At 45.8% G+C, this 14,180-nt stretch carries 10 protein-coding genes; 6 read left to right on the top strand and 4 right to left on the bottom strand.

Annotated elements, in window-relative coordinates:
- Positions 1-2: 2 nt before the first annotated feature.
- The 3 genes from FEM55_RS07565 to FEM55_RS07555 form a co-directional block, all read right to left on the bottom strand.
- Positions 3-899 (bottom strand): hypothetical protein, encoded by an 897-nt coding sequence (locus tag FEM55_RS07565; RefSeq protein ID WP_138280739.1) that lies wholly within the window; start codon positions 897-899, stop codon positions 3-5.
- 88 nt (positions 900-987) lie between these two features.
- Positions 988-1,554, bottom strand: a complete 567-nt coding sequence (locus FEM55_RS07560; protein ID WP_138280738.1) for a hypothetical protein — start codon at positions 1,552-1,554, stop codon at positions 988-990.
- 126 nt (positions 1,555-1,680) lie between these two features.
- The gene (locus tag FEM55_RS07555; RefSeq protein ID WP_138280737.1) at positions 1,681-2,445 is read right to left on the bottom strand and encodes a 3-keto-disaccharide hydrolase; all 765 of its coding nucleotides are present in this window, start codon (positions 2,443-2,445) and stop codon (positions 1,681-1,683) included.
- 225 nt (positions 2,446-2,670) lie between these two features.
- Here FEM55_RS07555 and FEM55_RS07550 point away from each other — a divergent pair, with 225 nt between their 5' ends.
- The 3 genes from FEM55_RS07550 (at position 2,671) to FEM55_RS07540 (ending at position 9,184) form a co-directional block, all read left to right on the top strand.
- Positions 2,671-4,476 carry a 3-keto-alpha-glucoside-1,2-lyase-like domain-containing protein gene (locus tag FEM55_RS07550; protein WP_138281628.1) on the top strand — a complete coding sequence of 602 codons (1,806 nt, stop codon included), beginning with the start codon at positions 2,671-2,673 and terminating at the stop codon, positions 4,474-4,476.
- Between the two features lie 28 nt (positions 4,477-4,504).
- Positions 4,505-6,448, top strand: a complete 1,944-nt coding sequence (locus tag FEM55_RS07545; RefSeq protein ID WP_138280736.1) for a c-type cytochrome — start codon at positions 4,505-4,507, stop codon at positions 6,446-6,448.
- A 237-nt stretch (positions 6,449-6,685) separates the two neighbouring features.
- Positions 6,686-9,184 (top strand): hybrid sensor histidine kinase/response regulator, encoded by a 2,499-nt coding sequence (locus tag FEM55_RS07540; RefSeq protein ID WP_229209141.1) that lies wholly within the window; start codon positions 6,686-6,688, stop codon positions 9,182-9,184.
- Here FEM55_RS07540 and FEM55_RS07535 read toward each other — a convergent pair.
- On the bottom strand, positions 9,172-10,539 hold the full coding sequence (locus tag FEM55_RS07535; RefSeq protein WP_138280734.1) for a sigma-54-dependent transcriptional regulator: 1,368 nt from the start codon (positions 10,537-10,539) through the stop codon (positions 9,172-9,174). The two genes, FEM55_RS07540 and FEM55_RS07535, sit on opposite strands and share 13 nt — an antisense overlap.
- 642 nt (positions 10,540-11,181) lie before the next feature.
- Here FEM55_RS07535 and FEM55_RS07530 point away from each other — a divergent pair.
- The 3 genes from FEM55_RS07530 to FEM55_RS07520 all read left to right on the top strand — a co-directional run bounded on the left by FEM55_RS07530 (position 11,182) and on the right by FEM55_RS07520 (position 14,176).
- Positions 11,182-11,910: a ferritin-like domain-containing protein gene (locus tag FEM55_RS07530; RefSeq protein WP_138280733.1), complete on the top strand. Its 729-nt coding sequence runs from the start codon at positions 11,182-11,184 to the stop codon at positions 11,908-11,910.
- Between the two features lie 28 nt (positions 11,911-11,938).
- Entirely contained in the window at positions 11,939-12,730 is a 792-nt protein-coding gene (locus FEM55_RS07525) for a ferritin-like domain-containing protein (protein WP_138280732.1), read from the top strand.
- A gap of 213 nt (positions 12,731-12,943) precedes the next feature.
- Entirely contained in the window at positions 12,944-14,176 is a 1,233-nt protein-coding gene (locus tag FEM55_RS07520) for a sulfite oxidase (protein WP_138280731.1), read from the top strand.
- Positions 14,177-14,180 lie beyond the last annotated feature (4 nt).

Raw genomic sequence — 14,180 nt, 5'->3', positions numbered from 1 at the left:
CCTTATTTCCCGAACAGCCTTGACCAGAAACCTTTGGCTTTCACTTTTGTTTCCTCGTATTTTTCAGAAGCGGTTTCTTTTAGTTCAGCGATCTCTTCGGTTGCTTTCACTTTCAGTTCGGCGGCTTTTATCTGCGCTTCGGCCATTTTCTGTGAAGCAATGATTTTGGCATCTTCAAATGCCTCTGCGGCGTCTTCTTTGATATCTTCAAACTTTTCAGCAGCCGCTTCTTTCAGGTCTTCCGCTTTTTCAGTAAGGTCCGAAACAATTTCCTGTGCTTTTACCCTGCCGGCAGCAATGTTCAGTTCCACTTCATTCTGAAGCTGTTCCGTCTTTACAGAAAATCCGGATTTCACTTCCTGCGCCGTTTCAGCAGCCTCTTCTTTGGCAGTTTCTGCCTTTGCAGCAGCTTCTTCTTTGATATTGGCAACGATTTCCTTTGCTTCTTCGGCTTTGTCTTCAGCAGCTATTTTCAGGTTTTCTGCTTTTTCTTCTGCGGCCGTACCAATTTCTGCAACCGTCTCTTTTGCATCTTCAGCTTTAATTTCTGCCGTGGCTTTCAGGTCTTCCAATTTATCAGCAGCCTTTTCTTCTGCTTCCAGCGCTGCATCTTTGGCCTCGTTCCACTTTGTATCTGTCGCTGCTTTCAGATCATCCGCCGTTTCATAAACTTCGGATTTGATTTCGTCCGCGCCTGTTTTCACATCTTCTGCTTTTTCTTCTGCATTCACTTCCAGTGCCTGCAGTTCTGCAGTCGCATTGTCTTTGGCTTCTTCATTAAGTTCTTTTACCTCTTCCTCTACGCCGTTTGTGGCATCCGCTGCTGTGCCGTTTAAATCTTCTGCTTTCTTATCCAGTTCTTCAGAATATTCCGGGGTTAATTTCACATGGTCTGCCATAAGTTTCAAGGTTTGGTTGGATTAATATACGTCAAAACCAAATCTACAAAGGAGTTATCAACGTTGCAACAATTGTATACGCTTTTCTCTACTCTAACCTTCTTATCATCAATTTTTTAACTAATTCATAGAACGGTTCCGGCTGCAAAGTACGCCAGTTTCCGATCTGAAGTGTGCCTCCGAAATTGATGTAGTAATCCAGCCTGAAACGCTTCCATTGTTCCTCCACATGTTCCCTGAAATTGACCGCCGCAATCCAGCCGTCTTCTATATCATCAAACCATTCTGCATAGTAATCGTCGTCGCCGCCGTGAAAGTCCAGCACATTTTCTCCGAGCAGGATAAACTGGTTGATTCCTTCATTGATCAGCATGTCCGCAACCTGGCGCTTGAAAAACATGATATCGTTATGCAGCGCGTCATTCCATTCCCCAAACATTTCGATAATGGCAAAATGCTTGTTGTAATCGGCATAAATGATTTTTACATAAAGCGTTTCCGATCCGATTTCATCCCATAAAGGATGTATGTAATAACCATATATTGCATTTTCGTAATAATCGAGGTTGTAAGTTCTTCCGTAAAAAGGCGAACGTTCGTCGTGACTGGCAACGTAATGTTTTTCCCAGTTGTAATAGGGTTCTATTTCCTGCATGACAACAATTCCTTTCGAGCGAGTAAATAAATAATTTCTAAAGTATTGAAAAAAGAAAAGGCTTAAACCGCTTTTTCAAACCGTTTAAGCCTCTAAAATATTGTACCCGTACCGAAATACGCTGTCTTACAATTCTCTGATCCAGATATTTCTGAAACTCGTTGTATTGTTGTGATCCTGCAGTTTGATCGGGCCTCGGCCGTGCGGCTCAATCGTAGGCTGTCCTACATAAGGCGTTGTTCCCTGGATCATCGTATGGTTCTGAACCAGTACGCCGTTATGGATTACCGTAATATAAGGCGGGATCGTCATTTGTCCGTCTTTGTTAAAATGCGGCGCAGTATAAACCACATCGTAAGTCTGCCATTCGCCCGGGCCTACGGATGCATTTACGAGCGGCATGGTCTGTTTGTAAATAGAACCGGCCTGTCCGTTGGAGTAAGTCGGGTTATTGTAGCTGTCCAGCACCTGAAGTTCGTAAACACCCTGCATGAAAATGCCGCTGTTTCCTCTTCCCTGGCTGCTTCCTTCTACTTTTGCCGGCGTACGCCATTCGATATGCAGCTGATAATCGCCGAAAGTCTGCTTGGTCTGAATGTCGCCGGATTTTGGCGCAACGGTTATGATTCCGTCGGCAACTGTCCAGGGCGCAGCCGCTTTTCCGTCTTTTCCGGAAACCCACGCATCCAGATTTTTACCGTCAAACAACACGATTGCATCGGAAGGAGCAGTAAATCCGGAAACTGTCGTAGAATTTTTCCCTGGCGTTACAACACGTGGAACCGGGCTCCACAATTCACTGGATTCCGGCGTTTGCTTGGCAGGTTGCAATTGCGCATGTGCAGCAAATGCCGTTGCAAGGCTGAACGCGGTAAGAATTAATTTTTTCATTTTAACAAAAAACTGTTTAGTCTAATAACTCATTGAAATAACAAAAAATACAACATTAAGCAAAAAGCATTAACAATTGCGATTCTCATCTAATTAAATGCAATTTTCCTATTTCTTCACGTTATTTGCACCGCCCGCCGAATCGGTGCTTAATTCCAAACCAATAAGTTTATTTCCTGTATGTTTAAACACAATACTTTTTTATGGCGACTGCTTGCCTGTTGCATGGCAGTGCTTGTTACACAATCCGTTCATGCTCAGCAAACTGTTCCTCTCAACGACCTCAGTGCATTCACTACAAAATCGGACAACTGGAAAATTGTAGGCAATGCAACGGCCGACATTTTCAAGGAAAACGCAATGACAACAACGCCCGGCAAAGGCGTTCTTGCATGTACGCATGAAAAGGGCAAGTATGGCAATCAATATGAGCTGATCTCCAATTTCAAGCACGGCGATCTGGACATTGAACTGGATTTCATGCTTGCCAAAGGATCAAATTCCGGCATTTACCTGCAGGGAAATTACGAAGTCCAGCTTTTTGACAGCTGGGGCAAAAAAACGGCCAAGTACAACGATTGCGGCGGTATTTACGAACGCTGGAACGATACCAAGCCGGAAGGTGAAAAAGGATATGAAGGCTATGCGCCGCGTTTCAATGTGGCAAAAGCGCCCGGCCTGTGGCAAAATATCAAAATATCGTATCAAGCGCCCCGCTTTGATGCAAACGGCAAGAAAATCTCCAATGCCGTATTCCTTTCCGTTGTGCTGAACGGCGTGACTATTCATGAGAATGTGGAAGTAAGCGGTCCTACCCGCGGTTCGCTTACGGCTGAAGACGTTGCCATGGGTCCGCTCCGCTTTCAGGGCGATCACGGTTCGCTGGCAATCAAAAACATTGTAATCAATAATTTTGATAAAAAGCCCGGAACATTATCCGACCTGAGCTATAAAACGTATTACGGAAATATCCTGGAAACAGACGACCTTGGCAAACTGACTCCTGCCGAAACAGGCAAAACAGAAGCGCTGACGTGGGAAATCCTGAAAGAGAACAATAATTATTCTTACGTGTACACGGGCACATACAGCGCACCGACAGCCGGAGAGTACAATTTCAGGTTACAGGCGCCGGGCAATTCCTATTTAAGAGTTGATGGCAAATACGTAATTGATGCGCAGTGGAAATCGGATAGTGAATTTCGGGAAGCAAAAACAAACCTTACGGCCGGCGATCACAAAATCGAGATATTCAATAACAAAAGAGACGGATGGCTGCGTCCTGCCCTGGGTCTGTGGATCAGCGGCCCGGGTTTCAGGGAAGTGGCGCATCATGCAAAAAGCTCCGCCATGTCCGGAAGAACCAATGATCCGATCCTGATCTCAGCCGGAACCAATACGATTACGCGCAGTTTCATGGATTTCAAAAAGGATGAAAAAGCTAAAAAGCAACGTGTAGTGCATGCAGTTTCGGTGGGAAGCCCGGCAAACCTGCATTATACCTACGATATGGACAAAGGGAACGTATTGCAGGTTTGGCGCGGCGAGTTTCTGGATGCAACGCCGATGTGGCACGATCGCGGCGACGGTTCTTCCCGCCCGCGCGGAAGCGTTACGCTTCTGAACGACGATATGCTGCTTGGCAAAACCAAAGGAAATTCAAAATGGCAGTCCGACACCACCGGAAGCCGCTACCGCCCGAAAGGCTATGTACTGGATGAAACGGACGTTCCGACGTTCCAGTATCAGGCATTCGGCTCCACGGTAACGGATTATATTTCGGTTGTGAATAACCAGTACCTTGAACGCATTGTAAAAGTAAATAACCCTGTAACGGACCTGGTTGCAAGACTGGCCGACGGATCGGTTATTGAAAAAGTAGCGGACGGACTTTATGCCGTGGACAACAAATCCTACTACATTCAGCTGGCTGACAAAACGGCAAAACCTGAAATAAGAGGCGCAAACGGTCAGCAGGAACTGCTTGTTCCGGTACGCAACGGCGAAGTGAAGTATTCGATCCTATTCTGATTTTAATCTTTTTGATATCCTATTGATAATGAAAAAAATTGCTCACATAGCCTTTGCGCTGCTGGCAAGTCTTACAATGCTTAAAGCGCAGGAGTCCCCTAAAGAAGAAGACTTCTATAAAATTTTAACACCGCCGATTCCGGAAGGAATTATCCTTGAAGTCGGCGGACTAACCACCATGCCGAACGGTTCACTGGCGATTTCTACCAGAAGAGGTGAGGTCTGGATTGTGGACAACCCGACAAGCCGCACGCCTTATTTTCGAAAATTCGCGACCGGATTGCATGAAATTCTGGGTCTTGCCTATAAAGAAGGTGCCTTGTACTGTGCGCAGCGCGGCGAACTGACCAAACTGGTAGACAAAAACGGAGATGGCAAAGCGGATGTTTACGAAACGGTATATGCATGGCCGCTGTCAGGACATTATCATGAATATTCATTTGGGCCGAAACTGGCTCCGGACGGAAGTTTCTTCGTAAGCGGAAACGTCGCTTTCGGCGATGAGGAATGGTGGAGAGGCGAAAGCCGTGTGCCGGGTCGCGGATGGATTTTCCATATTACCAACGAAGGAAAATACGAGCCGTATGCAACGGGCGTTCGTTCCCCTGCGGGTATCAGCATGCTGAACGGCGAACTGTTTTATACAGACAACCAGGGCGACTGGATGGGAACAGGCGCTATTTTCCAGGTTAAAAAAGGTGGCTTTATGGGCCATCCTGCGGGATTGAGATGGGCCGGAACGCCGGATTCACCGGTTAAGCTCACCGAAAAGCAGTTCTTTGCAGAACGCGACAACCGCCAGAACAAAGACGATCAGGGACGCGCCATCAAGCCTGAAAATACAGGAAATGAAGCGCCGCAGTTTCTATATCAGCTGAAAGAAAAATACAATATGGTTCAGTTGCCGGCTGTGTGGCTTCCTTATGGCGTACATGGCGTGTCTACTTCGGAGCTTATTCTGGATGATACAAAAGGCGGTTTCGGACCATTTACAGGACAGGTTTTCGTTGGCGATCAGGGACAAAGCAATATCATGCGTATTGTTCTGGAAAAAGTAAAAGGTGAATACCAGGGTGCAAGCATCGGTTTCCGCAGCGGATTTCAGTCGGGCGTGCTGCGTATGGCTTTTGATAAGGACGGTTCCATGTTCGTGGGAGAAACCAATCGCGGCTGGGGTTCTGCGGGCGATGCCAATCAGGGTTTGCAGCGTCTGATCTGGAACGGGAAAATGCCGTTTGAAATGTACACGGTAAAAGCAATGCCGGACGGTTTTGAAGTGGAATTCACGATGCCTGTTGACCGCAAGTCAGCCGAAGATCTGGACTCATATAAAGTGAGCAGCTACTTGTACAAGCATTACCCGGTGTACGGAAGCCCGCAGATCAATCTGGAAGATGTAAAAGTCAAAGGCGTAAAAGTATCCGACGATAATAAAAGAGTACGGATTGTTCTGGACGGGATGCGCCAGTATTATGTTCACAAAATTCAGCTGGACGGCATACGTGCTGCTACAAACAGCTGGTCGCTTGTGCATCCGGAAGCTTATTATACGCTGAACAACATTCCAGACGGCGAAAAACTGAAAGTTTCGGAACTGAAAACAACAAGATCCGGCAATGCAGCGGCAGCAGCGGCACCAGCTTCTGCAAAAGAGCATGTTTCACCGGACGGAAAAGGTAAAACGACTGCAGCAACCGCATCGGCTTCAAAAACGCCGACGTGGGATGAAGTAAAGCCATTGCTTCAGAAGAATACGTGCCTTGCATGTCATGCTACAGATAAAAAAGTAGTTGGACCGTCGTATACGGACGTTGCAAAACGCAAGTACAGCAATGAAAAAATCATGGATCTGATTTATAACCCAAAACCGGAAAACTGGCCTGATTTTGCAACGCCAATGCCTCCGATGCCTCAGGTTCCCAAAGAGGAAGCTGCAAAAATCGCATCATGGATTAACTCGCTTGGCAAGTAAAACCGGCATTTCAACCGGACAGAAAGGTAAAAAATAACAGAAAAAGGAGATGTCCGGAAAGGGAGCATCTCCTTTTTCTGTTTTGTGAGAGAGTTGGAAAAGTATCTGCCAAATGCATTATATTCACCCTGCAAATGCATGGCAATGAATGGATTTACAACTTTCGCTGCTCGAAATGCGTTTATTGATACTGTATAATTCCGGAACGTTATGTCAGCTTTACGCAAAATACATTTTTTGAAATCAGTAACAGGAAAAGTATTGCTGGGCTTTTTCCTGACTTCACTGGCACTTGGCTTATCCTGGTTTATCAGTAAAAGGACATTTGAGGACATGCTGAACAAGGTTGAGGCTTTATCCACACCAAATGACCGGCTGAGGCTGGTTAACCAGATTTTTAAAAACATTCTTCAGCTTGATCATTTACAGAATGCACGTACGCTCAAAAATGAAGACAGAGACAAACAGGTTCTCGCACAATCCAAGGAATTGCTGCTTTTGCTGGATACCCTGAAAGGCCTGAGTCTTGACAATTCTGCTCAGATCGTCCGCATTGATTCGATGAAATCCATACTGGAACAGCGTGAGAAGATTTATAGCAAGTATATCAAAGTACGGTCCAAACTGGTCAGCAACAAGGCGCTTTCAGACGAAGTAAAATCCATTTCCGGACTGATTACCACGCAGCTGAAACCTGAAAGCACCGTTGTGAAAACGGAGAAAAAAACGACGACAACTACCGTTTATACCGAACTGCCGGATACTACTCCGCATAAAGAAGAGAAAAAAGGATTTCTGAACCGTGTTTTCAGCGGGAAAAAGAACAAGAAAAATCAGGTGGCGGAAGCGCCCAAAACGTATCAGAAGCAGGAAATCAATGTGGAGGTCGACACCCTGAAAGTTGTGCAGGAAGACAGCACGATTGAAAAAGTGGGCGAAGCAGTGCATGCGATCGAAAAATCTCAGAAGATCAGGACTACCCATTTTGTAGACCGTGAACAGGAACTGGCCATTGCCGGCAATACGCTTGTAAGGCAGCTTCTGAAAGTAATGCAGGGTGTGGAAAGTGAAGTGCTTAAAGATTCAAATATACAAACCCGGATTTCCAAGAATCTTGTCGCCAAAAGCATCGACGGACTGGAATGGGTGATGCTCGGGTTTTTTCTTCTTACGGCTTTGCTTGCCTATTTGATTTTTACAGACATAGCCAGAAGCAACGAGTACAGGAGCCAGCTGGAAGAAGCCAAAGAAGAAGCAGAATATCACAGCCTTGCCAAACAGCGTTTTCTGTCGAACATGAGCCATGAAATACGGACGCCGCTGCAATCCATTATCGGCTACACGGAAGCGCTTAAAAACAGTAAAAAGCCTCAACGGCAGGATCTGGAAATATTGCATTCGGCATCGGAACATTTGCTTTACCTCGTCAATGAAGTGCTGGATTACAGCCGTATTATTTCAGACCGGTTTACTTTTGAAGAACGGACTTTTGCCATCACGCCGTTCCTGAACGAAGTAATCCAGATGCTGCGCCCGACGGCGGCTTCCAAAGGTCTTGCATTGAAGCTGGAAAACAATCTGCCGTCTCAGTTGTACCTTAACGGTGATCCATTCCGGCTCAGACAGGTTCTTTACAATCTGCTTAATAATGCCATTAAATTCACAAACAGCGGCGATGTAACTTTAAGAGTAAACGGCTTTGAATCGGAGAAGGAATACAGCATTGAATATCAGATTTCAGATACCGGAATCGGATTGTCGGAGGAGCAGCTGCAACGTGTTTTCAACCAGTTTGAACAAGCTGATCCTTCCATTTCACGCAAATACGGCGGAACCGGACTTGGACTGAGCATTGTAAAAGCGCTTGTTGAAGGAATGAACGGCAGCATCAAAGTAAAAAGCACGCCCAATAAAGGCACTACGTTCTTTGTAACCACCCTTATTAAAAAAGCGGAAACAACGGAAATCGCACCCGACGAATCGGACCAAAAAGAGTATCAGGTATCCGGAAAAGTCTGGCTTGTGGATGACGATGCTTTTATTCTGAAATGGTGCTCATCCGTTCTGGAAATGAACGGCATTCCGCATACTTCGTTTTCCTCTGCCGAAGAAGTCCTGAGCAGACCGTGGGATAATCAGGTAAAGTTTGTGCTGACGGACATGCGGATGTCGGGCATGAACGGCGCAGAACTGTGTAAGCGTCTGCGCAGGAATGCCGCAGCAGACGTGAAGTTCTTTGTACTGACTGCGCAGGCGATGCCGGAAGAAAGACAGGATCTTCTGAACATGGGATTTGACGGGTTCCTGATGAAGCCTTTCCATTCCAACGAACTGCTGGAACTGCTGGAATCATTTTCAGTAACACCGCAAAAGCAGGAAAATAGTCATGTGCATGATTTTGATCTCAGCGCATTGAACGAAATGACTTTTGGCGATGAAGCCCTGCTGCGAGAAATCCTGCATCAGTTTGTTACCGACTGCCGGAAAGATATTGATTCCCTTTTTCTGCTGATTGATGACAACAACTTTGAAAAAGTGCCCGAACTCATCCACAGAATGGCAGGAAGAACAGGCCAGATCGGTGCAAAAGACCTTTCTGCACAATTCAGAAATCTGGAAGTTGCATTGCGGGCAGATGCCGCACAGATTTCTGCAGAGGAAATCACGCAGGTACTGGAATATGCCGAATCAATTATCGAGCAAGTGGAGGAAATAGCGCCGGCTCACTCAATATGATATTTTTCAATTTTGTAGTAAAGCGTTTTTCTGTCGATATTGAGCAGTTTGGCGGCTTTGCTTTTGTTATAGCGCACTTCCTGTAGTACTTTCTCGATCATTTCCTTTTCATGTGATTCCTGAATAGCTTTTAGGTCGGAGCCGGCCGGCTTTTGCGGATCTTCCATGGCCGTGATCATTTCTGCCGGCAAGGCGCTCAATGTGGCAACTTCTTCTTTTGACAGCAGTACAAGCCGCTTGATTACATTGTTCAGTTCGCGCAGGTTTCCCGGCCAGTCGTACTTGCGGAAAACATCCATGACTTCTCTGGAAAGTTCCCGGACATTTCTTTCCAGCTCCTGATTGGCTTTGTCTACAAAATACTGGATAAAAATTTCAAGGTCTTCGCCCCGCTTGCGGAGCGGCGGCACTTCAATCTTGAATTCATTCAGGCGGTGATAAAGATCTTCTCTGAAATCGCCTTTTGCGGCGCTGGTCATCAGATCTTCATTGGTGGCTGCGATCAGGCGTACATCTACCCTGACAGGCTGCGTACTGCCGATCGGCACAATAATCCTTTCCTGTAATGCCCTGAGCAGCTTGATCTGGACATCGTAACCAAGATTCCCGATTTCGTCCAGGAACAGAGTTCCGCCGTCCGCTGCTTCAAACTGACCGATTTTGTCCTGCAAAGCACCGGTAAAAGCACCTTTTTTATGTCCGAAAAGTTCACTTGCTGCGAGTTCTTTGGATAAAGAGCCGCAGTCAATAGCGACAAACGGTCCGCTGCTGCGCTTGCTGAGCCGGTGAATGGATTTGGCGACATGTTCTTTTCCGGTTCCGCTTTCACCTTGTATGATGACGGACATATCCGTTGGCGATACCAGCCGGACGTATTCATATAATTGCTTGGAAATCTTGCTCCTTCCTTCAATAAAGTCCAGTGTTGGCTTCTCGGATTTTACATTTGCCCTGGACCTTGGCATGGCCGTTACCGTGACATCGCCTTTGTTGAGCGCTTCACGTAAAACCATCAGCAGCTCTTCCGGATTTACAGGCTTTGTAATGTAATCAAACGCGCCGATCTGCATGGCGGTTACTGCAGTGCGGACATCATGAAAACTGGTCATAATGAATGCAGCCGTACGGTTGCCCTCGCTTCTCAGCGATTTAAGAAAATCAATGGAGTTTCCGTCCGGCAGACGATAATCCAGCATCAGCACATCGTACGACACCTGTTTTTCACCGCTGCCCAGCGCTTCTCTGGCCTCTCTGATACTTGAACAAACCTGAACCTGATGACCGTGCTTGCCAAGAAAATTGCTGAGCAGTTTTGAGAATGTGGTGTCGTCTTCTACAAGGAGCAGGTTAGCCATGGGGTTATTCAATTATCAAAAATAAATACTAGTTAACGAGAAGGCAAAGTGTAAAATTATAAAAACAAATATCAAAATGCCGGACAAATATGCTGCTTTTCGTGATAAACCGGATAAAATGCGTCTATATGAAGGATAATCAACTTTCTGATCCGGGGTATTAACATTTATTACAAAAAGTTACGCATGATTATTCCTGCTGCCGATTACGATCACCATCAAATGTGCACAGGTAAAGCAGATGCCGGCAAGATATTTCTGAAACAGAAAGATCTGATTGACAGAGATGTATTTTACACCTAAAAATTATTTTAATATTTTTTTTGTATTGCAAGTTATTCCCATATATTTGCCTTAGAAGTTATTTGAAAATAACAGTAGTAATAAAACTACGCTTCACGAGATCATAACGCTATACATACATATATAGTAAGTACCTGCGCCACTATTTGCTCAACGTTATCATCCATTAGTCTGAAAGCATCAGGAGTCTAGCAATAGGCTCTTTTTGTTTTTAAAGTCTCTGCTTGTAAATCCATTTCCATTTTTATAAAAAAACATTTGATCTAAAGCAGTTTTTGCAGCGTAAGTATTTCAAAAGTCTTTCGACGGACGAAAGGAATCTAACAACCTTTAATTGCTATGAACAAAATCATTAAAACTAAAAGCAACTCCGAAAATAAGGAAGAAGAAATTACGTCAGTAGTAAACAGACGGTTATTTCTGCGCTCCGCCGGACTGGCAACTTCGCTGGGTACGATCGTAATCAGTGCATGTACTACAGATGATCATGATCCGAATCCGCAGATTCCGGGAACAGGAGATACGGTTGAACTGGGTTCGGGAGATGTAGGCGTACTGAATTATGCATACGCACTGGAACAACTGGAAGCGGCATTCTACACACAGGTAATTGCTACACCTTATGCCGGTATGACGGATGCAGAAAGAACAATCCTTACGGACATCCGCGATCACGAAATCATTCACCGCGATTTCTTTAAAGCTGCATTGGGCAACGGAGCCATCAAAGGGCTGACGCCGAATTTCTCAGCCATTGATTTCAACAGCAGAACGGCTGTTCTGGGCGCTGCCAAACTGTTTGAAGATACAGGCGTTGCAGCTTACAACGGAGCCGGAAAACTGATCAAGAACGGTGACTATTTACTGCTTGCTGGAAAAATTGTTTCTGTAGAAGCACGTCATGCATCCGTTATCCGCGATTTGCTGAACCCGAAATCTGCTGATTTTGCTGGCGACGACATTGTAGACGCGAACGGATTTGACAAGGCGGTAGCACCTGCTGACATCCTTACTGCTGTAAAAGGCTATGTAAAAGATACTATTTCAGGAGCCAACGTAGGTAAATAATTCTAAACTTTAATCTGAACAAGAACTAATGGATATTTTCAAAATTATAGATGATTTTCAAAAAATTGACGGAGACGCAGCTGGCCGTCTGGAGTATGCTACCCGCCGTCATTTTATGAACAGGATCAGCAGCAAAATTGCTGCGGTGGCAGTACCTACTGTATTTGCTTCTATTGTAAACAAAGCTTACGCCCAATCTGCCGCAGCAGTTGACGTGCTGAACTATGCACTTACACTCGAATACCTGGAAGATGAATTTTACAAAGCAGGAAATGCAGCCGCAAACCTGATCCCCGCATCCGACAAAGCCATATTTACCCAAATCGGCAAACATGAAACGCAGCACGTGGCATTTCTTGTAAAAGCCCTTGGAACCAAAGCCATTGCAAAACCTACATTTGATTTCCAGTACGGCGGCGCATTTGCAGATATTTTCACGAATTACAAAACTTTTGTGACCGTTTCCAGCGCACTGGAAGATACCGGCGTACGTGCATACAAAGGACAAGCCGGCGCATTGCTTGCCGATCCGCAAATTCTGGAATATGCACTGCAAGTGCATTCCGTAGAAGCAAGACATGCAGCCGTTGTGCGCAGACTGGGAGCAACCGTACTTGCAAACCCTGCCATGAAAGGCTGGATTACAGGAAATATGGGTGCAGTTCCGGCAATCTATGCAGGCGAAGACAACATGACGCAAGGCGGTGTAAACCTGAAAGGACTTGCTTCCAAATCGGATGCAGCAGTAACGGAAGCATTTGACGAGCCATTGACAAAAGAAGCGGTTCTTGCCATTGCCGGGCCGTTCATCAAAAAATAACGAATCGTAAATTCTCTCTGTCAGAAACGTTGAATCTGTAAAAAAGTACAGTTAAATACTAAATTGAGAGCACACTATGTGTAGGAAAAAGGGCTGCCCAAAGGCAGCCTCTTTTTTTATAAATACAGGCCGAAGTAAGATTGTTCAATGGATAACTAATATGGTTTATGTAAATTTGACCGTTATAGTTTTACAAATTTCCCGGACCCGTTCATGAATTCTGCATTTAACAGAAGAGGCTTTCTCAAAAAAAGCAGCCTTGCTGCACTCACCGCCGCGCTGGGCAGCAACATTGTATTTGCCGGCAAAATGCCCAAAGGCTACATTCCGCTGCTGCTTGATGAAAAGGATGCATTAAAAGGCAAAAGTCCTGAAATGATCGTACAAGGCGATAAACCCTGGAATGTGGAAACGCCTGTTCATTTGCTCGATGACCGCATTACGCCGGTAGAAAAAATGTTCATCCGCAACAACGGGCTCATACCTGAAAAAATAGATGTAAGCAACTGGACTTTGACCATCGACGGCGAATCCATAAAAACGAAGAAAACCTATACGCTTGAAGAGTTGAAAAAGCGCTTCAAACATTATACTTACCAGCTTGTGCTGGAATGCGGCGGCAATGGCCGTTCCGGTTTTCAGCCGCAGACTTCCGGGAACCAATGGGGCCAGGGCGCCGTACATTGCGCAGAATGGACGGGCGTGCGCCTGAAAGATGTTCTCGCGGATGCGGGTATAAAAGACGATGCCGTTTACATCGGCTATCATGGAAAAGATATTCACCTGAGCCGCGATCCGAAAAAAGAGTCGATTTCCAGAGGTGTTCCGATGGCCAAAGCACTGGAAAATGAAACGCTGCTTGCCTTTCAGCTGAACGGAAAAGACATTCCCGAATTTCACGGTTATCCGTTGCGGCTTGTGATCGGCGGCTGGCCGGCTTCGGTTTCAGGCAAATGGATCAGCGGCATTTCGGTCAGGAATAAAGTACACGACGGTGCCAAAATGGATGGCCACAGTTACAAAACGCCGAAAAGTCCGATTGCTCCGGGCGAGGACGTTCCGCAAACAGATGAATATTTCCGGATCATTGAATCCATGCCTGTAAAATCCCTGATTACCTATCCGAAATCGGGTGCCATGATTGCTTCGGATATAGAACTTGCATTGCGCGGACATGCATGGGCCGGCGATCATGCGGTCAAAAAAGTAGAAGTTTCCATTGATTTCGGTACAACGTGGAAAGACTGCAAGCTGGAAGCGCCGGCAAACAGACTGGCCTGGCAGCACTGGAATACCAAACTCCGGTTTCCGGTAAAAGGCTATTACGAAGTATGGGTGAGGGCTACGGACGATAAAGGAAATGCGCAGCCCATGGTTATTCCTGCCTGGAACCCGGGCGGATACCTCAACAATGCATGCGAAAGAATTGCTGTAAAAGTGAGTTAATGAG

Source organism: Dyadobacter sediminis, from assembly GCF_005860765.1.
GTDB lineage: Bacteria > Bacteroidota > Bacteroidia > Cytophagales > Spirosomataceae > Dyadobacter > Dyadobacter sediminis.
The sequence above is the reverse complement of the archived record's forward strand: the minus strand, read 5'-3'. Positions and strand labels throughout refer to the sequence as shown.

Excerpts from the sequence above, each read along its gene's own strand:
- FEM55_RS07530 (WP_138280733.1), top strand. The coding sequence starts at position 11,182 with ATGAACAAAATCATTAAAACTAAAAGCAACTCCGAAAATAAGGAAGAA.
- FEM55_RS07555 (WP_138280737.1), bottom strand. The coding sequence starts at position 2,445 with ATGAAAAAATTAATTCTTACCGCGTTCAGCCTTGCAACGGCATTTGCT.
- FEM55_RS07520 (WP_138280731.1), top strand. The coding sequence starts at position 12,944 with ATGAATTCTGCATTTAACAGAAGAGGCTTTCTCAAAAAAAGCAGCCTT.
- FEM55_RS07535 (WP_138280734.1), bottom strand. The coding sequence starts at position 10,539 with ATGGCTAACCTGCTCCTTGTAGAAGACGACACCACATTCTCAAAACTG.
- FEM55_RS07525 (WP_138280732.1), top strand. The coding sequence starts at position 11,939 with ATGGATATTTTCAAAATTATAGATGATTTTCAAAAAATTGACGGAGAC.
- FEM55_RS07560 (WP_138280738.1), bottom strand. The coding sequence starts at position 1,554 with ATGCAGGAAATAGAACCCTATTACAACTGGGAAAAACATTACGTTGCC.
- FEM55_RS07565 (WP_138280739.1), bottom strand. The coding sequence starts at position 899 with ATGGCAGACCATGTGAAATTAACCCCGGAATATTCTGAAGAACTGGAT.
- FEM55_RS07545 (WP_138280736.1), top strand. The coding sequence starts at position 4,505 with ATGAAAAAAATTGCTCACATAGCCTTTGCGCTGCTGGCAAGTCTTACA.
- FEM55_RS07550 (WP_138281628.1), top strand. The coding sequence starts at position 2,671 with ATGGCAGTGCTTGTTACACAATCCGTTCATGCTCAGCAAACTGTTCCT.